Below are 20,673 nucleotides of genomic sequence, written 5' to 3'. Positions count from 1 at the left end.
GCGTATGTTGTACGCATGTCCTGACCAGGGGAGGGTTTCTGTTGTGACCGCTACTGTTGACGTGTCAACCGGCTCTGCGGAGGTGGAGCCGCAGCCGCGCGGCACCGCCAAACCGCAGACCAGGGAGCTGCTCGGCCCGGTGCGTGGGCGGCTCTATCTGGGCACCGCGATGTCGTTCGTGAGCTCGGTGCTGGGCCTGCTGCCGTACGTCGCGGTGGCCGAGATCACCGCGCTGCTGCTGACGGACGGGCCGCGCTCGGCGGTGACGTGGTGGGTCGTCGCCGGCGTCGCCGGTGCCGCGGGCCGGCTGGGGCTGCTGGTGACCGGCAGCCTGGTGACGCACTACGCCGACGCGGACCTGCAGCGGCACCTGCGCACCCGGCTGGCCAGGCACATGGCCACCGTGCCGCTCGGGTGGTTCGGGGGACGGGGCTCCGGTGAGCTCAAGAAGGTGATGGACGACGACATCGAGGACATGCACCACCTGGTGGCGCACGCGATGCTCGACGTCGCCAGCGCCATCGGACTGCCGCTGGCCGCGATCGTCTACCTCGTCACCGTCGACTGGCGGATGACCCTGGTGACGCTCGCGCTGCTGCCGCTGGCCGTGCTGGCCATCCGCATCGCGCACCGCACCATGCCGGCCAGGATGGCCCAGTTGATCGACGCGCAACGCAGGATCAACAACTCGACGATCGAGTACGTCGACGGCATCCAGGTCATCAAGGCGTACGGCCAGGCGGGCCGCGCGCACCGGCGCTTCTCGTCCGCCGTGGACGAATTCTGCGACGCGCTCGCGGCGTGGACGCGGGAAGCGGGCAAGGCGATGTTCGCCAGCATGGCGCTGCTGTCGCCCGCGTCGGTGCTGGTGGTCGTGCTCGGCGTGGGCACGGGATTCGTCGCCGCCGGCTGGCTGCAACCGCTCGACCTGCTGCCGTTCGTGCTCGTCGGTGTCGGGCTGCCCGCGCCGTTCATGACCCTGGTGCAGGGCACCCAGTTGCTGCGCAAGGCGAGCGTGGCCGCGCAGCACGTCACGGACGTGCTCGCGGAGCCGCCGCTGCCCGCACCGGTGCACCCGCAGGTGCCCACCGGCTACGACATCCGGTTCTCCGGTGTCGACTTCTCCTACGACGGCCGCAACCCGGTGCTGCAGGACGTCAGCGCCATCTGTCCACAGGGGACGGTCACGGCGATCGTCGGGCCGTCCGGGTCCGGCAAGACGACCATGACCCGGCTGATCCCGCGGTTCTTCGACGTGACCGGCGGCGCCATCGAGGTCGGCGGCGTCGACATCCGCGAGATTCCCCAGAACGAGCTGCTGCGGCTGATCGCCGTGGTGTTCCAGGACGTCGTGCTGGTGCGCGACACCGTCCGGGAGAACATCCGGCTCGGCCGGCCGGACGCGACGGACGCCGAGGTCGAGGCCGCCGCGAAGGCCGCGCGGATGCACGAAGTGATCATGGCGATGCCGGAGGGCTACGACACCCCGGTGACCGGACGCGGCGGCGTGCTGTCCGGTGGTGAACGGCAGCGGCTGACGATCGCCCGCGCGATCCTCCAGGACGCGCCGATCGTGCTGCTGGACGAGGCGACCGCCTACGTCGACCCGGAGAACGAGGTCGCCGTCCAGGAGGCGCTCGCCGAGCTGACCAGGAACCGGACGCTGCTCGTGGTGGCGCACCGGTTGCACACCATCGCCCACGCCGACCAGATCCTCGTGCTCGACGGCGGGCAGATCGTCGAGCACGGCACCCACGACCAGCTCATCAGGCGCGACGGCAGGTACGCGCGGATGTGGTTCATCCAGCAGATGACGACGGAGGCGGCCCAGTGATCAAGCGTTTGCTAGCGGTCTGGCCGCACGGCAAGACGTTGCGGATGCTCACCGCGAGGTACGTCCTCATCGGTGTGCTGCAGGGCTGTCTGCTGGTGATGATCATCCCGTTGCTGCGGGCCGTGCTGGCCGCTCCGCCGGACCTCGGCGCCGCGGTGAAGTGGCTCGGCGTGGTGGCGGTGCTCGGGTTCGCCTACCTCGCCGGGGTGTGGTGGGCCAAGGCGCTCGGTTACCGCACCGCCAACGAGGTCATGCGGGATCTGCAGCACGACATCGGACGGCACCTGCAGCGGTTGCCCCTCGGCTGGTACGTGGGCAACCCGTCCGGCCGGCTGGCGCGCGCGGTCGCGCAGTCGACGCCGTCCGCGGCGGGCATCGTGTCGCACGTCTGGCCCGAGCTGGTGCAGTCGATCGTCACGCCCGCGACGGTGGTCGCCGGTGTGTTCTTCGTCGACTGGCGCATGGGCGTCGCGTTCCTGGTGACCGTGCCCGCCGCGATGTTCGTGACCAGGTGGTCCGGTCCCGTGGTGCGGGAGACCCAGGCGATCATGGACGATGCGTCGGCGGAGGCGGCCGGACGGGCGATCGAGTTCGCCCAGGCACAGCCGGTCTTCCGTGCCACCGGCCGCGCGCTCGAAGGGTTCGCCCCGATGGAGCGGGCGCTGGACGAACAGCGGCGCACCTTCCGCACCGCGTTGACCAGGCACACGATGCCGCAGCTCGTGTACGTCGGCGTCGTGCAGCTCGGCTTCACGATCGTGCTGATCGCGGGCACGTGGCTCGCGCTGGGCGGCGACCTGACGGTGGCGGACGCGGTCGCGTTGCTCGTGCTGGCCACGCGTTTCGTCGAGCCGCTCGCCCAGATCGGCAACCTCTTCGGCACGATCAGGGTCGCCGACGTCGCGATCGAGCGGGTGTCCGAGGTGCTGACCGCGTCACCGCTGCCGGAGCCGCCTGCGTCGACGCCGCCCGCCACGGCGGGGATCGAGTTCGACGACGTCACGTTCTCCTACGGCGGCCGCCCGGTGCTGCGCGGGTTCTCGCTGAAGATCCCGGCCGGCGCGATGACGGCGCTCGTCGGACCGTCCGGCGCGGGCAAGACCACGATCCTGCGGCTGATCGCGCGGTTCTGGGACGTCGAGCGCGGCGCGGTCCGCGTCGGTGGCACCGACGTCCGCGACCTGACCTCCGGCGACCTGATGGACCAGATGTCCATCGTCTTCCAGGACACGTACCTCTTCGACGGCACCATCGACGAGAACGTGCGGCTCGCCGCACCGGACGCCACGGACGAGCAGGTGCGGGAGGCGGTCATCGCCGCCCGGCTGGACGAGGTCGTGGAACGCCTGCCCGACGGCTGGCGGACGCGGGTCGGCGAGGGAGGGTTGTCCCTGTCCGGCGGTGAGCGCCAGCGGGTCGCGATCGCCCGTGCCCTGCTGAAGGACACGCCGATCGTGCTGCTCGACGAGGTGACCGCGGCGCTCGACCCGGAGAACGAGGCGGCGGTGGCGGCGGGCATGGCCGCGCTCGCCGCGCGGGGCAAGACGATCGTCGTGATCGCCCACCGGCTCTCGACCGTCGTCAACGCCGACCAGATCGCGGTGATCGACGGCGGCACGGTGATCGAGCTCGGAACGCACGACGAGCTGATCGAACGCGCCGGTCGGTACGCGGGCTTCTACGCCGAACGGTCCCGCGCGGCGGGCTGGCGCGTCACGTCGGGACCGCGGCCGTGAGGGTCGACCACGACGGGCCGTACGGCGGGCTCGACCTGGAGTCGGTGTACCTCACGCACATGCGCACCGCCCGCGGGGAGGGCCTCGCCGCGATCGTGCGGCAGGCGTTCACCGCCCCGCGGGCCGCGGACCTGCGCACCGCGTGCTGGGCCGCGGCGCAGCTCGCGGAACAGCACGCACACCGCGCGGACCGGCAGGCGCTGGCCTGGGCGCGCCGGTGCTGCGACGCGTACGCGCAGTACCGCGCGGCGGCCGTGCCGGAGTGGGTTCGTGCGATGGCCACCCTCACCGGCGTCGCGTTGCCGACCGACGACGTGGCGCGGGAGCGCGAGGACCCGTTGTACCTCGCGGTGCGGCGGGTCCGGCGCCTGTGGGCCGAGTCGGGGGAGTTGAGAGTCGGGTGACCGGGCCATCGACGCGGGACACGTTCCGGTTGCTCGGGTTCCTGCACGCCGGCCAGTACCTGCCGATCAACTTCTTCACCATCGCGCTGGTGGTCATCCTGCGCGACCGGGGCGCGTCGCTGAGCCAGATCGCGGCGATCAACGCGGCCGGCCTGCTGCTCGCGGTCAAGTTCCTGTGGGCGCCGCTGCTCGACCGCTACGGCGGGCGGCGGGGTCACTTCCGCTCGTGGCTGCTGGTGCTCCAGCCGTTGATGGCGGTGATGCTGGTGGTGTTGCTGCCTCTCGACCCGGTCGGTGACTTCGGTCTGCTGCTCGTCGTCGTGCTGGTCGTGATCCAGGCCGCGGCCGTGCAGGACGTGGCGGCCGACGCGCTCGCCGTGCGCGCGCTCGAGCCGGAGGACCGCGGCGTCGGCAGCGGCGTGCGGCTCGCCGGGGGATACGTCGGCAGCGTGCTCGGCGGCGGCGTCGTTCTCTTCGTGTACTCGCAGTTCGGCTGGTACGTCGCCGTCCTGACACTCGCCGTGCTGACGGTTCTTCCGCTGTGGCAGCTTTCCCGGTACCGCGAACCACCACGTCCCTCTGCCGGTGAGCGGCCCGGTTTCCGTGCCGTGCTCACCGTGTTCCGCGAGCCGGGTGTGGTCAGGTGGACGGTGTTCCTGCTGCCGATGATCTGGATCGGTATGACCGGCGGCTATGCGCTGGTGACGCCGATGCTCGTCGACGCGGGCTGGTCGGCCGACAGGATCGGGTTCACCGTGGGCGTCGTCGGCAGCTCGGTCGCCGGCCTCGGCGCGCTCGGTGCGGGCTTCCTGGTGAAACGACTCGGCCGCCGGCGCGTGCTCGTCTTGTCCTGTGCCGCGCAGGGCCTGGTGCTGCTCGGGTTCGCCCCGCTGGCGCTCGGCCACGCGCCTTTCCTCGCGACGGCCGCGACGCTGTGCCTGTTCGGTGCCGTGTACGCGGCCGGGTCCGTGGCCATCAACGCGATCACGATGGATCTCGCCCGCCCGACGACGGCCGCGAGTGATTTCACCGTCCTGACCAGTGTCGGCTTTTTCGTGTCGCTGGCCGGCGGCGCGCTGGCCGTCGCGCTCGCCGAGCGGGTGGGGTATCTTCCCGTCCTGCTCGGTGCTGCTGCGTCGGTTCTGACGGCGGCTGTCGTGAACGCCCGGTTGAAGGATCGTCCGGTCGTCGTTCCGCAGGAGTCGCCCGACAGAATCCCAGTGGTGGACGCATGATCGATTTCGAGCTATCCGCCGTACCTCGAACCGGCGTGCCCGCCTCGCAGCGCATACTGGGGCGCGGCAGCACCGGTGGGCGTGAGGATGAGGATGACGGCAGCGCGGAACACAACGGACAAACGCAGTCAACTGTTGGACGCGGCGGAACAGATCATCGTCTCGAAAGGACTGTCAGGCCTGACGGTCGACGACGTGACCGGAGCGGCCGGTGTCGCGAAGGGAACGTTCTACCTCTACTTCCAGTCCAAGGCGCACGTCATCACCGCACTGCAGGAACGCGTGGTGGAGCGGTTGATCACGCAGCAGCAGCTGCTGTTGTCCCGGCTGCCGGAGGACGACTGGGTCGGCAGGCTGGAGGCGTGGATCGTGGAGATGATCAACGCCTACATGCACAACGCGCATCTCCACGACGCGTTGTTCGCCCATGCGCCAGGGGATTCGGACGTGCAGACAGGTGTGTCCGCGGCGAACCGCCATCTGCTGATGCTGTCGACGTTGCTGAGCGACGGCGCCGACGCCGGTGCCTTCTCCATCGACCGGCCGAAGATCAACGCCGTCCTGCTCTACGGCGCGATCCACGGCGTGCTCGACTACGTCGTCCACCACGACAAGTCGATCCCGCCGGACCTGGTGATCGAGGAGGCGTGCGAGTTCGGCCGCAAGCTGGTCGGGGCTCATTAGCTTGCTGCGGGTTCCAGCGGAGGGGTCACCTTCTGCGATCCGGTCGCCTTGCGTTGGTGGGCGCGTGGGTCGTATGACGAGCCGGGTCATTTCATCGCCGCTTCGCGACGATTGCGATTGGGGCTTGACTTCGGGGCCCTTGCGAGGCGCTGTGTCGGGCGGAAAAGGTCGGATGCTCCGCACCCGCCCGGTCCGAAAAGGCTAGCATCTCGCTCCCAAAGTCAAGCCCCAATCGCAAGCGTGCGTGGTTGCGTTTTGTTGGTCAGCTTCCGTCATTACCGGTTTCCCGCGTTCGCACAGCCCTGTTCGGCTCGCCTTCGGCATCGCGTTCCCGGTGGGGGCGGGTTGGCGCGGCTGGGTGATTCACTCGATTGTGTCCGGCTTTTACCGTTATCTTGTCGTGATCTTGCGGTAGATTAGAACACGTGATCGAGATCCGCCTCCTGTCCACCGACGAGCTGCTTTGCAGCGTCGTCAGCAAGGTGACGGAAATTCGGGTGCGCGAGCACGAGGTGATGCAGGAAATCGCGGAACTCGAACGGCGTGGAGCGGCCAGCGAGCTGGGTTACAGGGATTTGCCGCAGGTGTTGCGGCACGCTGTCCGCTGGGATCTTTCCACCGCAAGGCGGTGGATCGCCAATGCCGCATTGCTGACCAATGAGATCACCCCGACCGGCAGTGAACTCGCTCCGAAGCTTCCGCTGACGGCGGAGGCGGTGGCCGAGGGCGCGTTGTCGATCGAGCACGTCGCGGTGGTGGCCGAGGTCATGAAGACCGTGCCCGCCGAGCAAGAAGCCGACGTGGTCGGTTACGCCCGCGACTTCGAGCCCGTCACGGTCCGCCGTCTGGGCACGAAACTCGCCTACACCATCCACCAGAACGACCCGGAGCCGCGCGACCCCAAGCCTGCGCCGCTGGGCAATCAGCACTCGATGTTCTGGAAGAACGGGCGACTGGAGATCCGCGCGAAGCTCGACAAGGTGACCGGCGCGAAGTACGAGGCGCTGCTCGATCCCTTGGCCAAGCCCCGACCGACCACCGCCGACGAGGGCCCGGACCTGCGCTCCCGCGAGGAACGCGAAGGCGACGCCCTGGCCGAGCTGGTCGATCTGATGCTGCGCGCCGACCAGCTGCCCGAACACGGCGGCGAACCGGTCACTCTGACGCTGACCATGGACTACGAGGATCTCGCCAACCAGGTCGGCCACGCCACTCTGGACAACGGCGACCGCGTCCCGGTCGAGCAGGTGCGTGAGCTGGCGTGCAACGCGGGCATCATCCCGATGGTCCTGGGCGGAGCGGGCCAGCCGCTCAACGTCGGCCGCAAAACCCGCACCTTCCCGGCTGCGATCCGCCGGACCTTGGTCACCAGGGATCGGGGCTGCGCCTTCCCGGGCTGCGGCAGACCACCACGGCAGTGCGACGCCCACCACATCCAGCACTGGGCCAACGGCGGCGACACCTCCGTCGACAACGCCGTCCTGCTCTGCCGCCACCACCACACACTCATCCACCAGAGCAAGTGGAACGTCAAGCTGGTCAACGGCATCCCGACCTTCTACGCACCCGACTGGCTCGACCCCCAACAAAAGCCAAGACGCAACCCGATCAACATCGCCTGACCGTGAGGCATGCACAGCGATGCTGCCTGACCACCTGTGAGGCGGTGTTGATCAACGACGCCTGAGCACGGCGAGGCGACGTTGACGCCTGCCGCCATGCCCACGGACAGGCACCGCCGTCACCGCTGCCCGGCCACGCCGAGGTGCCTCGCCAACACTGACCGGCCAACGCCTACATGGGCGACGGGTTCTTCCTCCCGCGTGATACGTCTACCGCGTGGAGACAGTTCCGCGGGGTCAATTCAATGAGGTCACGTCCAATGGGGACCAATCTCGCGAAGCCGAAGCCAACCGGCAATAGCGCAGCCAAGCTGAATCGCCCACCGCAACGCGGCAATGGCAAAGCCAAGTACCCGCCAACCGCAATGGCGCCGAGCCGAATCTCCCACCACCAACGCCACGACGGCGAAGCCGAGCCCCCAACAACCGCGATGGCGCCGAGCCGGACAGGGAAATGCGAACGCGGGCAACCGGTAATGAGGTGAGCCAACCAGCAAACGCAACCACGCACGAATGCGATTGGGGCTTGACTTTGGGTGCGAGGTGCTATGCTGGTTGGATCGGCCGGGCTCCTTATGCCCGGCTTTTCAAGGCCGATGTGCGCCTCGCAAGGGCCCCGAAGTCATCTATGAAGGAGCGGGGCCGGTCAAGTCCCCTTGTAAGGGTTGGTTTTCGGGGTTTTCGGCTGTTTGTGGGCAGGCGTGTCCGGCGGGCGGGGTCAATGACCGGCCGCAGGCCGCCCCCGGGAGGGGGCCGGAGGGTCTTGACGCCGTCGCTGGACGCGTCACGCTGTTCGAGCCGGAAACAGGCTCTGCTTGTTGTGTGGGGTCGCGTTCACCGTGCCGGGTCTGTTCCCGGTGGCAGGCCAGTTGCCTGGTTGCCGGTCATCTATTCGCAGGTGTGTGCGTGGTGGGGTGCGACCGTGACCGGGCGGGGTCAATCAAGACCACGACCACGCCACCGGGTGGTGGGGGTCAGACTTCGGGCGATCCGCGTCCGGTCACGACCAGGTCCGCAGCTCATGCCGCGGCGTCCGGTGAACTGGTGGTGTCCGGTGAACTGGTGGTGGCGCGCGGGTCCAGGGCACGGATGTGCCCGTCCCGCAGGCCGAAATAGACCAGGGTGAGCAGTCGGCGGGCGACGGCGACGGTGGCGATACCGCGACCGCGGCGCTGGCGGATGCCGTCACGGGTGGCGACTGGCCAGCCCGCGCTGGCGGGGATCTTCTGGGCGGCCTCGACCAGCGCCCAGCGCAGCAGGCGCGAGCCCTGCTTGGTGATGTGACCACGCCGCACCGTGCGGTCGGACTCGTAGTGTTTCGGGGTCAGCCCGGCCCACGAGCACAGCTGCCGCGGCCCGGCGAACCGGTGCACGTCCCCGATCTCGGCAACGATCACCGCCGCGAGGATCGGGCCGATACCGGGGACCTGCTGGATTACCGCCCAGCCCGGGTCCTTCGCGGCCCGGCGCAGCAGCAGGCCGGTGACGGTGTCGATCTCGAAATCGAACGCCTCGATCAGCCGGCACAGCGAGTTCGCCCTGGCCCGCAACACCGGGTCCAGCGGAGCCGCCGCGAGCAGGGCACGCCCCCGCACCCCGAACAGATCGGTGACCGGCAGCCGCAGGCCCTGCTTGGCCAGCACCGCGTGCACACCCGCCTTCAACCCCGACCGCCGACCGACCAACCGGCACCGATACCGCACCAGCTCCCGCAACTCCCGCACCGCCGGCGGGGCGATCCACGCCTCCGGCAACCGGCCCATCCGCAGCAGATCCGCCAGATCCGTGGCATCCCGCACATCGTTCTTCACCCGCCGGGTCGTGAAACCCTTGATCCCCAGAGGATGCGCCAGATGCACCCGCGCGCCAGCCCCGGCCAGAACATCCACGGCCCAGTACCAGCCGTACGTGGCCTCCAGCACCACCTCCGGCGCCTCACCGGCCTTGCCGATCTCGGCCACCAGCGCCATTGGATCGTTCACGATCCGCACCGCGTCCAGCCGCTCACCCTCAGCGGTCATCCGCACGATCACCGAACGAGACCGGTGCAAATCGATCCCGACGAACTGTTTCCCGTCATACTTAGACACCAGGGGCCTCCCTTGCGTGAGAACTAGGCAACCCGAGTGTCCGCTCGGGACCCACCAGGAGCGAGGCCCCGCTCCTTCATCGCATCAAGCCCCAATCGCAATCGTCGCGAAGCGGCGATGAAATGACCCGGCTCGTCATACAACCCAAAGCGACCACCAACGCAAGGCGACACGACGCGCTCAAGCGGACGACACCGACGCCAGCTCGAGCCGCCGTCCAGGAAGGACGGTCCGTGACGGTCTGCCGGACTTTGACGTCGCGACCGGCAGCGATCACGATTGGCGGCGTGACACGACGATCTTCCGCCACGCTGAGCATCCGGGACGTCGCGGCCGCCGCCGGCGTCTCGTACCAGACCGTGTCACGGGTGCTGAACGACTCGCCGCGGGTCAACGCCGACACCCGCAGGCACGTGCTGGAGGTCATCGAGCGCCTGGGATACCGCCCGAACCGCGCGGCCCGCGCGCTGGGGTTGGGCGTGTCGAACACCGTGACGGTGGTGGTGGCCAACACCACGCTGTACGGCTACGCCGCGACGTTGCAGGGCATAGAGGAGGCCGCGCGGTCAGCGGGCTTCGCCGTCGGTGTGCGGGTGGTCGAGTCGGACGAGCCGGCCGACGTCCAGCACGCGGTCGAGCACGTGAGCGATCCCGACGCGGGCGGCGTCGTCGTGATCGCGTTCGACACGGCCGGCGCTGAAGTGCTGCGCGCGTTGCCGGCGAAAGTTCCCGCGGTGGCCGCCACGGAAGCCGGTGGACTTCCCGGCGTCTCGCGGTCGACGGTTTTCCTCGACGAACGCCAGGCCGCCGTCGACGCGACCGCACACCTGCTGGAACTGGGCCACCGCACGGTGCACCACGTGGCGATCCCGTCGGAGAGCGGCACGAGCGCCCGCCAGTCGGGCTGGCGCGCCGCACTCGAAGCGGCGAACGTCCCGGTGCCCGAGGTGCTGACCGCGGGCTGGGACGTCCGCTCGGCCTACCTCGCAGGTGCCCGCCTGGCCGCCGACCCGGACGTGACGGCGGTGTTGTGCGGCAACGACGACACGGCCCTGGCAGTGCGCCGCGCACTCTACGAGGCCGGCCGGGACGTACCGGGAGACGTGAGCATCATCGGCTTCGACGACGTACCCGGCGCCGCCTACTGGACGCCGGCGCTCACGACCGTGCGGATGGACTTCGTGGGACTTGGCCGGGCGTGCCTGGCTGCCATTGCCGCGGAACTGGCGGGGGAGCCGCGGCAGGTGATCTCGCTGGCGCCGCCGTCGCTGGTGGTGCGGGAGTCGACGGCGCCGCCGCGGTGATCGGGGAAGTGCGTCGTGGTGGGTGACTCCACCGCGACTGGTCGCCCACGAGCCCGCCGCTCCTCCGCTGTAACAACTGGGTAACGCACCCTTTCGCGGCCGTTGTGTTAGCGCTCACACTGTGCCGACGATGTGACCGGTCACACCGAATTGACCAGCGGGAATGGGGCGACAGTGATCTCAATCGAGTCCAGCACCGGCGTGACCTGGGGGCATTCGGCGCTGGAACTCGTGCTGGACGTGGCCCCGGACGGAGCGGTCGCCGTGCGCTCGCTCTCGGCCGGTGGCGACCCCGCCGGCAGCGGCCGGCCCTTCATCGCCCAACCTCTCGTCGAAGTCCTCGTAGCGGGCCACGGCCGAGCCAGGGTCTCCCACCGCTTCTCCGAAACCGCCGTCGGCCGCCGCATGGTCTACGCGGGTTCCGCCCGCCGCACCGACGGCAAGTGGAGCGAGCTCCACGTCGACCTGCGCGACGAGCAGACCGGGCTGGTCGCGCGCACCGTGTTTCGCTCGGTCGACGGGGTCGCCGCCTGCCAGATCACCACCACGGTGACCAACAGCGGTCCGGAGTCGTTGACCCTGCTGGGCCTCACCTCCTTCGCGGCCGGTTTCCCCGCGAAGATCGAGGACCTCGACGTGGTGCGGGCCGACAGCGAGTGGCTCGGGGAGGGGCGCTGGACACGGCGGCCGTTGCGGGAGAACGCCGTGTCCGACCTCAACCTGAAACTCCACGGCCAGGACGGGCGCGGCAGCCTCAAGGTGGTCAGCACCGGCACGTGGTCCACGGGCACGGTCTTGCCGACCGGTGGTCTCGTCGACCGCCGGACGAATCAGGCCTGGCTGTGGCAGATCGAGCACAACGGGCCCTGGCGATGGGAGGTGGCCGAACGGCTGGACGGCGCCTACCTCGCGTTGCTCGGGCCGACCGACATCGACCACCAGTGGCAGCGCCGGCTGCTGCCCGGCGAGTCCTTCACCTCCGTGCCCGTGTCGGTGTCGGTCTCGCGGTCCGGTGTGGACGGTGCGATCGCCGCGCTCACGGAACACCGCCGCGAGATCGTGCGCCCGCACCGGGACCGGGCCGCGCTTCCGGTGGTGTTCAACGACTACATGAACACGATCATGGGTGATCCCACCACGGAGAAGCTGCTGCCGTTGGTCGACGCGGCCGCGGCGGCCGGTGCGGAGGTGTTCTGCATCGACGCCGGCTGGTACGACAACGGGTCGAGCTGGTGGGACAGCGTCGGTGAGTGGCAGCCGTCAGAGACCAGGTTCCCGCGAGGGATCGAAGAAGTGATCGCGCACATCCGCGACCTCGGCCTGGTGCCGGGACTCTGGCTCGAGCCCGAGGTCATCGGCGTGCGCAGTCCGATGGCGGAGCGCCTTCCCGAGGCGGCGTTCCTGCAACGCGGTGGTGTCCGGCTCGTCGAGCACGGGCGCTACCACCTGGACCTGCGCCATCCCCGTGCCACGAAGCACCTCGACGACGTGGTCGACCGGCTGGTGGGCGAGCTCGACATCGGGTACTTCAAGCTGGACTACAACATCGACGCCGGTGCCGGCACGGACGTGGCGTCGGACAGCCCCGGTGCGGGCCTGCTCGCCGCCAACCGGGCGCACCTCGCGTGGCTCGACGGTGTTCTCGACCGGCATCCCGGCCTGATCCTGGAGAACTGCGCGTCCGGGGCCATGCGCATGGACTACGCGATGATGGCCAGGATGCAGCTGCAGTCGACCAGCGACCAGCAGGACCCCCTGCGCTACCCGCCGATCGCCGTGGCGGCGCCGATGTCGCTGTTGCCGGAGCAGTCGGCGAGCTGGGCCTATCCGCAGCCGGACATGTCCGACGAGGAGATCGCCTTCACGCTCTGCACCGGGATGCTCGGCCGGCTGTACCTGTCGGGGCGTCTCGACCTCATGACGGCCACACAGCTGGAGTCCGTGCGGGCCGCGGTGCGCGTCCACCAGAAGATCCGGGCGGATCTCGCGACCTCGGTTCCGTTGTGGCCACGGGGGTTGCCGGCGTGGGACGACAGCTGGCTGAGCCTCGCGCTGACCTCCGGTGACGTCACCTACCTGGCGGTGTGGCAACGCGACAGCGACCAGGAGAGCGTCACGTTGCCGCTGCCGCACCTGCGAAACAGTGACATCGATCTGGAAGTGCTCTACCCACGTGATCTTCCCGAGTGGACGTCCACTTGGGATGGACAAGATCTGACCCTGACGGCCCAACGACTACCGGCCTCGGCCCGCCTGTACCGGATCACCACGTCCCCGACCACCTCACCCGAAGGATCCACCCGATGAAGAGCTGGATCAGCGTTGCGGCAGCCCTCCTGCTGGGGCTCACCGCGTGCAGCGACCCCGGCGCGGACAGCGCCGCCGGCGGCCCGGTCTCGTGGGCCGACCCCACCGCGTCACTGAGCGGTGTCAAGCTGACGGTCTGGGCGGCGCAGAACAGCAACACCGTGCCGGAGCAGGTGGTGGCGGCGTTCGAGAAGGCGACCGGGGCCGACGTCGACGTCGTGACGATCCCGGACCCGTACGAGCAGGGCGTGCAGACCAAGGTCGCCACCGGTGACAAGCCGGACCTCGCGTTCTGGCAGCCCACCGCGTCCATGCTCACGGCCATCAACGCCAAGACGAACCTCCAGCCCCTCACCGACGCGCCCTGGCTCGGGAAGCTCGCGCCGGAGCTGAAGGACATCACCGGCATCCTCGACGGCACCCGGTACGCCGCGCTGGTCACCAGCCCGGCCGTCGAAGGCGTCTACTACAACAAGGAAGTCTTCGCGGCCAACGGGATCACCGAGTTGCCGAAGAACTTCGACGACATGATCACCAAGGCCAGGGCGCTCAAGACCAAGGGCGTCACGCCGTTCTTCGAGATGGCGGGCGACCGCTGGGCGACGCAGTGGTGGGTGCAGGTCCAGCTCGCCGACGCCGCCAGGAGCGGCCTCTGGGACAAGATCAACACGGGCAAGGAGAAGTTCACCAGCCCAGTGGTCGAAGACGCGATCAAGAAGTACAAGTCGCTGATCGACGAGGGACTGTTCAACGCCGACATCAAGACCGCGAAGTTCGAGGACCAGGGTGCCGCGCTGCTCGACGGCAAGGCCGCGATGGCGGTGCAGGTGAACTCGTTCTTCGGGCAGCTGCAGGCCAAGTCCGACACCGCGACGCTCGACAAGAAGATCGGGTTCTTCCCGATCTCGCCGTCCGGCAACGTCGGCACGTTCATCCCGGACCAGTCCAACGCCCTCGTCGCGTTCCGCACCGGTGACGCCAAGCGCGAGGCCGCCGCGAGGCAGCTGCTGTCGTACTGGACGGGCCCCGGCTACCAGGAGTTCGTCAACGCCCGCAAGACCGTCTCGTTGCAGCCCGCGGTCGCCAACCCGGCCGGTGTGCCGAAGGCGCTGCTCGACGTGCACGCGTCGCTGGGCACCGCGGTCGGTTCCATGCAGGCGCTGGCGGTCGCGAACCCCGACCTGTACATCAACCTCGCGGACATGATCGCCGGGACGATGACGCCGGAGCAGGTCGCGAAGGCGACGCAGGACCAGTTCGCCCAGCTGGCCAAAGCGGCAGGGGCACCGGGGTTCTGATGTCCGTCACCTCCTCAGCGGTGCGGGAGCGGTCGCCGGCGCGGCCGCTCCCCGTGCCGGAACCGCCGCGCCGCAACCACATCAGGCGGCAGACGCACCCGATGTGGTTCCTGGCACCGGCCTTCGCCATCCTGCTCGTCTTCTTCTTCCTGCCGACGGTGTTCAACTTCGTCTACGCGTTCACCGACTGGTCCGGCTTCAAGAGCGCGATCAACCCGGTGGGCTTCGACAACTTCGCCCAGCTCGCGTCGGACGGCACGTTGCTGCGCGCGGTGCGGATCACGCTCGTCTACGCCGTGCTGGTGGCGTTGTTCCAGAACCTCTTCGGCTTCGGGCTGGCGGTGCTGCTCGAGCGCGACACGACGCTCAACCGCGTGGCACGAATCTTCTTCCTGGTGCCGGTGCTGATGTCCGCGCTCGCGGTCGGCTACATCTTCCAGGCGTTGCTGAAACCCCAGGGAAGTCTGAACCACCTGCTCGGCATCGACTACGCGTGGCTCGGTGACACCACCTGGACGATCGTCGTGGTCGCGGTGATCCACGCGTGGAAGTGGATGGGGCTGTCGATGCTCATCTACCTCGCGGGCCTGAAGACGATCCCGGAGGACCTCGTGGAGGCGGCGCGCATCGACGGCGCGTCGCGGATGAAGGCGTTCTGGAGCATCAAGTTCCCGTTGCTGGCGCCCGCGGTGACGTTCAACGTGGCCACCGCCCTGCTCGGGTCGATGAACGGCTTCGACATCGTCCAGGCAACGACCGGCGGTGGACCGGCGCGCACCACCGAGATCCTCAACATCTTCATCTACCGCACGTTCGGGCAGGGCCTCTTCGCCCAGGCCACCGCGATGAGCCTGGTGCTGTTCCTGCTCGTCGCGCTGCTGGCGTTCCCGGTGATCCGGACGTTGCGCGGGCGGGAGGCGGCGCTGTGAGGAAGGCCCAGCCGTTCGCGGTGACCGCGCTCGTGCTCGTGGTCATCGGCATCCCGCTGTGGCTCGTCGTGGTCACCGCGGGGAAGTCCCAGGGCGAGGCGCTCAACCCGGATCTCTCACTGCCGCAACACTGGCAGTTGCTGGAGAACCTGCGCCAGGTGTGGACAGAGGGCGAGGTGCCCGCCGCGTTCTTCGGCAGCCTGCTGGTCGTCGTGCCGACGGTCGCCCTGCTGCTGACGTTCGGGTCGATGGCGGCGTGGGTCCTGGCCCGCCGCGCGACCCGGCTGAACGCGGTGCTGTACGCGTTGGGCATCAGTGGGATCGTGCTGCCACCGGCGGTCGTCACGGTCGTGTTGTTGCTGCGCCAGCTCGGGCTCGCGGGCTCCGCCATCGGCATGATCGGTGTCTACACGGGGATCTACCTGTCCACGGTGATCTTCTTCGTCACCGGCTTCGTCCGGACGATCCCGCCGGCGCTGGAGGAGGCCGCGCAGATCGACGGCGCGGGCCCGGTGATGGTGTTCTGGCGGATCGTCCTTCCGCTACTGCGGCCGGTGCTCGCCACCGCGACGATCCTGATCTGCCTGTACGTGTGGAACGACGTGTTCTACGCGTTCTTCGTCGTCGGCGGCCGGCTCGACACCCTGCCGCTGAACCTGTTCCGCGTGGCGAGTGCCGGGCTGTACCTGAACAACTGGCACCTGATCTTCGCCTACGTCGTGCTGATGAGCCTGCCGCTCGTCGTCGTGCTCGCCGTCGCCCAACGAAAGATCATCTCCGGCATCACCGGTGGTGCCGTCAAGTGATCCGAAACGGAGCTCCGATGCGTATCCCTGCCTGCGCGGTCGTTGCCGCGCTAGCGCTCTCCACCCTGTCCCCACCGGCCGCCGTCGCCGCGACCGAGACCCTGCGCGTGGACCTCGCCTCCTCGACGGGCGCGTTCCACGGCGGCGCCACGGGCATGCTCTACGGTCTCGGCGACGAAGGCGTGCCGTCGCAGGACCTGGTCGCGGGAATGCGGCCGCGCAGCATCTCCCAGAAGGCGCCGGACGGGGACCAGCACCCCAACGGCGACGCGGTGAAGCTCGCCGACGGCTACTTCGCCGCGGGTGGCACCGACATGCACATCTACGCGCAGGACGCGTACAGCAAGTGGCCGTACGAGGACCTGGGCATCGACGACTACGCCGCGAGGTTGCGGCCGCAGCTCGAGAAGGTCGCCCAGCGCCCGGACCGCGACCGGTTCGTCTGGACGATCTTCAACGAGCCGGACGGCATCTGGTACTCGGACTGGGCGAACAAGAAGCAGAAGTTCTTCGCCGACTGGACCAGGATCTACCGCCTGGTGAAGTCCGTGCTGCCCAACGCACGCATTGCCGGCATCGGTGAGACCCATTACCGCGCGGACCACCTGCGTGAGTTCCTCACCTACGCCAAGGCGAACAACGTGCTGCCGGAGATGACCAGCTGGCACGAGCTCGGCCCGGACTCGCTGCAGTACTACCGCAAGAACTACGCGGACTACCGCGAGATGGAACGGCAGCTCGGCATCTCGCCGCGCGAGATCGTCATCAACGAGTACTCGAACCGGCGCGACACCTCGGTGCCCGGCCAGATGGTGCAGTGGATCACCATGCTGGAGGACACCAAAGTGGACGGTCACATGGCGTTCTGGTCCATGGCCGGCAACCTCAGCGACCACGCCGTGCGCGCGGGTCGCGCCAACGGCGGCTGGTGGCTCACGAAGTGGTACGGCGACCTTTCTGGCAACACGGTCAAGGTGACGCCCCCGCAACCGAACGTCAAGGACACCCTGCAGGGCATGGCAACGCTGAACGCCGCGAAGGCGACCGTTCTGCTCGGCGGCACGGCCAACGACGTGAACGTCGCGCTCACCGGAATCGACCGGAAGGTGTTCGGCGACCAGGTCGACGTGCGGATCTCCAAGACCAGCTGGAGCGGTTACGAAGGTGACGCGGGCCAGCCGCCGGTGGTGGCGGCGTCACGGGTCCGCGTCACGAACGGCGCGGCGACGGTCAAGGTGCCCGGTGGCGACCGGCTCGCCGCGTACCAGGTGATCATCACGCCGGCCTCGGGTTCGGCACCGGTCGCGAACGCGCCGTGGCAGACGAGCTACGAGGCCGAGAACGGCACGGTCGAGAACGCAAGCGTGTTCGACCAGATCGACCCGGGGGGCTGGAAGTACACCACGTCCGGCGGCAAGGACGTCGGCGCGATGAACAAGCCCAACTCCCGCGTGACGGTCAACATCACCGTGCCCCGCACCGGCACGTACAAGCTCGGCGTCTTCTACGGCACCAACGCGTTCGTCGGTCAGCAGGCCCTCTACGTGGACGACGCCCACGTGCGGAACCTGACCCTGCCCGCGACGCTGGGCTGGACCTACCGCGGCCGGTACGACACGCCGGTCCAGCTCACCGCGGGCACGCACCGGATCTCGTTGCGCACCAGCGGTCCCGGCGGCTACCTCGGCGGCTCGGCGGACGTCGCACTCGACCGCGTCGACCTCACCGAGGTCACCGGTCCGGAAAGGACGGTCTACCCGCTCTCCGAAGCACGCGGCTCCCGCGCGATGTTGCGGGCGGGCGAGTCCGTCACCACGTACGTGTCCGCGGCCGAGGACGGGTACTACCGCCTCGACACCACCTTGACCACGACCGGCGCGAGCAAGCTCGGGCTCACGCTCTCCGGCCGCAGGGCCACCGGCGCCAACCTGACCACCACCGGCGCCGGTGCGTGGATCGCCAGCGCGACCGTGCACCTGAAGGCGGGCGTCACGGAGGTCAAGCTGTCCAACGAGGGCAGCCCTCCGCTCGCCACCGGCACGCTCACGGTCACCCGTGAAGCCGCGGCCGACCGCAACGCGGTCCGCGTCGAGGCGGAGGCCGGTCAGCTCGCGGGCGGCGCGACGATCGCGTCGAGCCCCTGGGCGTCCGGCGGTTCCTACGTCGGCTACCTCGGCAACAACGGCACGCTGACGGTTCCGCGCACCGGAGTCGGTGCCGGTCAGTACAACCTGACCGTCTCCTACGCCCAGGCCGACAAGAACACCGGCCACCCCTACAACACCGACATCATCAACCGGTCGCTCGTCGCCACCGAGGCGGGCGGCAAGGCGACGGCCGCGCGGTACCGCCACAACTACACGTGGGACGGCTTCTGGCTGGAGACCTCGCCGCTCGACCTGGTCACGCAGTCCGGCGCGGTCACCTTCGGCAATCCCGGTGCGTGGGGACCGAACGTCGACTGGGTCCAGTTCGCCCCGCTCGTGGTGGCGAACAAGGTGACCCGGCGCTCCTGAACGATGAACGGCGCTTTTGTCCACCTGTGAGGCGGATGAAAGCGCCGTTCATCATCGGTTTGCGATCTTTGTGAGCAGATCGACACTATGTGATCTTCGCCCGAACGGGTGACATAGCCTGACGTCGTCAAACCAAGTGAGACGGCAAGGGGGCATGGTGGGAACGGGGTTCCACGCCGAACCAGAAGGCTTGAAGCACACCGCGAAGGTCGACATCGGCAAGCTCATCGACCACACGCACACCGCCAGGGGCAAGATCGCCCAGACCGAGCAGCTCGACGGCCAGGCTTTCGCCGGTGACGTCGAGGTCTACGAGGCGGCCGGTGAGTGGTACAGCGCGCGGTCGATGCTCCTCAACGTGTTCGCCAGGAACAAGGAGAACCTCGAACTGGCGCAGGAGGCCCTGATCGAGGTCGCCGACCGCTACATCGCCGCGGACGACGACAACCAGCGGACGCTCGGAGGGCTGCTGCCGTGAGCTGGGCCAGTGACATGCAGAAGCACGCCGACTACTTCTGCAAGAAGTTCGACGAGCAGGAGGACTGGTTCTTCCCCGACCACCTGGAGAAGAACGCGAGCTACCCGACGGCGAAGGAGGACATCCAGCTGATGTTCGCCAAGTTCGCCCGGTTCGTCGACGTCGACGTGGCGCTGGAGGCCGTGCGGCAGGAGATCTCGCTGCTGTCCCTCGCCGCGGACGACATCGACCAGGACTTCTGCGAGGGCGTGCTCAACGACATCGACCTCTACCTGGAGAACTGGGAGGGCGACGCCGCCGACGGCTTCCGCTCGTACCTGCGCGGCCAGCCGAGCATCGAGGGTGCGCTCGCCCGCAAGCGGGACATCGTCCGCGCCGCGAAGTACGCGATGCAGGCCTACGAGAAGTCGATCACGGCCTTCCGCGACGACGTGCTGACCCTCGTCGACACGGGGCAGAAGGGCGTCCAGGCCGGTGAGGTCAGGGAAGCCAAGATCATGATCACGCTCGCGTCCGCGGCGGTGTCGATCGGTGTCGCGGCGGCGACCGCGGGTACCGGTGCCGCGTTCATCGCCACCCTCGCGGTCGGTGACGCGCTGCAGACCGGTGCGGCCGGCGTCAACTCGACCGTGCTGGAGGCGAGCAGCACGGAGGAGGTCATCGGCGAGCTCCCCTGGAAGGGCGACGACATCCTCGAGACCGCCCGCCGGCAGATGGAGAAGGTCCGCCTGGGGTTCCGCGCGGTGGCCGAGAGCATGGCGGGCGCGGGGGTGCCCGAGGTCAACCCGCCGCGGCCGCGCATCGTCACCGACGACAAGTTCAACCCGGACGACTTCCACCAGGACGGCCGCAAGCCGTCGGGCAAGATCAGCCACGACGACCTGGTGAAGGAGCCGAAGGAAGCGGACAGCGGTCCCTCTCGGCCCGGCCTGTGACGGAGGACGCCGAGGCGCGCGCGGCTCGGCTGCGCGCCCAGTCCGAGGAGGGCGCGGCGGCGGTCGACCGCCGCCAGAACGCGCGGGAGTGGGCCGAGAAGCAGGTCGCCGCGATCACGGGCACCGCGCAGTCCGAACACGGTGACGTGCGCGCCACCGTCGACCACTCAGGACTGCTGCTGCGGCTCGAACTGTCGCCGCTCACCAAGCAGGCCAAGCAGGACGACCTGGCGCACGCGATCACCGCCGTCGTGCGCCAGGCGACCGCCGACGCGCGGAACCAGGTGCGCGAGGTGTACGTGAAGCTGCAGAACGAGGGCGTGATCCGGGCGCTGCCGCCGTTCCTGCTGCCCGCGCCCGAGGTCGGCTCGGTGGCGCTGGCCCTGCCCGTGCGGGGCAACGCGCCGTCGAGACGAACCGGTGAGCACGCCGAAGAGGGACCGCCGGACAGCTGGCTCAAGGAAGAACCCTGGTGAACGCGGCGGGCGGCGCCAA

The 20,673-nt window shown here is 69.0% G+C and carries 16 protein-coding genes; 15 read left to right on the top strand and 1 reads right to left on the bottom strand.

Going from position 1 to position 20,673, the window contains the following annotated elements; genetic code table 11:
• Positions 1–43 precede the first annotated feature (43 nt).
• From AOM45_RS35800 to AOM45_RS35775, 6 genes are all read left to right on the top strand, one after another.
• Positions 44–1,834, top strand: a complete 1,791-nt coding sequence (locus AOM45_RS35800) for an ABC transporter ATP-binding protein (protein WP_030471149.1) — start codon at positions 44–46, stop codon at positions 1,832–1,834.
• Entirely contained in the window at positions 1,831–3,570 is a 1,740-nt protein-coding gene (locus AOM45_RS35795) for an ABC transporter ATP-binding protein (RefSeq protein ID WP_030471150.1), read from the top strand. Before AOM45_RS35800 ends, AOM45_RS35795 begins: the two co-directional genes overlap by 4 nt.
• The gene (locus tag AOM45_RS51950; RefSeq protein WP_030471151.1) at positions 3,567–3,974 is read left to right on the top strand and encodes a hypothetical protein; all 408 of its coding nucleotides are present in this window, start codon (positions 3,567–3,569) and stop codon (positions 3,972–3,974) included. Before AOM45_RS35795 ends, AOM45_RS51950 begins: the two co-directional genes overlap by 4 nt.
• Positions 3,971–5,209, top strand: coding sequence for an MFS transporter (locus tag AOM45_RS35785; protein ID WP_051784307.1), 1,239 nt, complete (start codon positions 3,971–3,973; stop codon positions 5,207–5,209). The genes AOM45_RS51950 and AOM45_RS35785 overlap by 4 nt, the downstream gene beginning before the upstream one ends.
• A 135-nt stretch (positions 5,210–5,344) precedes the next feature.
• Positions 5,345–5,893 carry a TetR/AcrR family transcriptional regulator gene (locus tag AOM45_RS35780; protein ID WP_162185726.1) on the top strand — a complete coding sequence of 183 codons (549 nt, stop codon included), beginning with the start codon at positions 5,345–5,347 and terminating at the stop codon, positions 5,891–5,893.
• Between the two features lie 425 nt (positions 5,894–6,318).
• Positions 6,319–7,515: an HNH endonuclease signature motif containing protein gene (locus AOM45_RS35775; RefSeq protein ID WP_059362869.1), complete on the top strand. Its 1,197-nt coding sequence runs from the start codon at positions 6,319–6,321 to the stop codon at positions 7,513–7,515.
• Positions 7,516–8,534: 1,019 nt separating this feature from the next.
• Here the strand turns inward: AOM45_RS35775 and AOM45_RS35770 are convergent.
• The gene (locus AOM45_RS35770; protein WP_059362866.1) at positions 8,535–9,605 is read right to left on the bottom strand and encodes an IS110 family RNA-guided transposase; all 1,071 of its coding nucleotides are present in this window, start codon (positions 9,603–9,605) and stop codon (positions 8,535–8,537) included.
• A 287-nt stretch (positions 9,606–9,892) separates the two neighbouring features.
• Between AOM45_RS35770 and AOM45_RS35765 the strand changes: the two genes are divergently transcribed.
• The 9 genes from AOM45_RS35765 (at position 9,893) to AOM45_RS35725 (ending at position 20,654) form a co-directional block, all read left to right on the top strand.
• Complete coding sequence (locus AOM45_RS35765; protein ID WP_051783723.1) at positions 9,893–10,909, top strand: LacI family DNA-binding transcriptional regulator; 1,017 nt, start codon at positions 9,893–9,895, stop codon at positions 10,907–10,909.
• Between the two features lie 174 nt (positions 10,910–11,083).
• Positions 11,084–13,216, top strand: a complete 2,133-nt coding sequence (locus tag AOM45_RS35760) for a glycoside hydrolase family 36 protein (protein WP_201780125.1) — start codon at positions 11,084–11,086, stop codon at positions 13,214–13,216.
• Positions 13,213–14,514, top strand: coding sequence for an ABC transporter substrate-binding protein (locus AOM45_RS35755; protein WP_030468555.1), 1,302 nt, complete (start codon positions 13,213–13,215; stop codon positions 14,512–14,514). Before AOM45_RS35760 ends, AOM45_RS35755 begins: the two co-directional genes overlap by 4 nt.
• Positions 14,514–15,443, top strand: coding sequence for a carbohydrate ABC transporter permease (locus AOM45_RS35750; RefSeq protein ID WP_030468554.1), 930 nt, complete (start codon positions 14,514–14,516; stop codon positions 15,441–15,443). The genes AOM45_RS35755 and AOM45_RS35750 overlap by 1 nt, the downstream gene beginning before the upstream one ends.
• Positions 15,440–16,249: a carbohydrate ABC transporter permease gene (locus AOM45_RS35745; protein WP_030468553.1), complete on the top strand. Its 810-nt coding sequence runs from the start codon at positions 15,440–15,442 to the stop codon at positions 16,247–16,249. Before AOM45_RS35750 ends, AOM45_RS35745 begins: the two co-directional genes overlap by 4 nt.
• Before the next feature lie 17 nt (positions 16,250–16,266).
• The gene (locus tag AOM45_RS35740) at positions 16,267–18,765 is read left to right on the top strand and encodes a hypothetical protein (RefSeq protein ID WP_030468552.1); all 2,499 of its coding nucleotides are present in this window, start codon (positions 16,267–16,269) and stop codon (positions 18,763–18,765) included.
• Positions 18,766–18,922: 157 nt separating this feature from the next.
• Positions 18,923–19,243, top strand: coding sequence for a hypothetical protein (locus AOM45_RS35735; RefSeq protein WP_156093900.1), 321 nt, complete (start codon positions 18,923–18,925; stop codon positions 19,241–19,243).
• Positions 19,240–20,178: a hypothetical protein gene (locus tag AOM45_RS51945; protein WP_030468550.1), complete on the top strand. Its 939-nt coding sequence runs from the start codon at positions 19,240–19,242 to the stop codon at positions 20,176–20,178. The genes AOM45_RS35735 and AOM45_RS51945 overlap by 4 nt, the downstream gene beginning before the upstream one ends.
• Entirely contained in the window at positions 20,175–20,654 is a 480-nt protein-coding gene (locus tag AOM45_RS35725) for a YbaB/EbfC family nucleoid-associated protein (RefSeq protein WP_030468549.1), read from the top strand. Before AOM45_RS51945 ends, AOM45_RS35725 begins: the two co-directional genes overlap by 4 nt.
• Positions 20,655–20,673 lie beyond the last annotated feature (19 nt).

This window comes from Lentzea aerocolonigenes, from assembly GCF_000974445.1.
GTDB classification, from domain to species: Bacteria; Actinomycetota; Actinomycetes; order Mycobacteriales; family Pseudonocardiaceae; genus Lentzea; species Lentzea aerocolonigenes.
This window is presented reverse-complemented; position numbering and strand designations above follow the sequence as displayed.

What these genes read in the sequence shown, in the direction of transcription:
- AOM45_RS35755 (WP_030468555.1), top strand. Translation starts at nt 13,213, where the DNA reads ATGAAGAGCTGGATCAGCGTTGCGGCAGCCCTCCTGCTGGGGCTCACC.
- AOM45_RS35750 (WP_030468554.1), top strand. Translation starts at nt 14,514, where the DNA reads ATGTCCGTCACCTCCTCAGCGGTGCGGGAGCGGTCGCCGGCGCGGCCG.
- AOM45_RS35740 (WP_030468552.1), top strand. Translation starts at nt 16,267, where the DNA reads ATGCGTATCCCTGCCTGCGCGGTCGTTGCCGCGCTAGCGCTCTCCACC.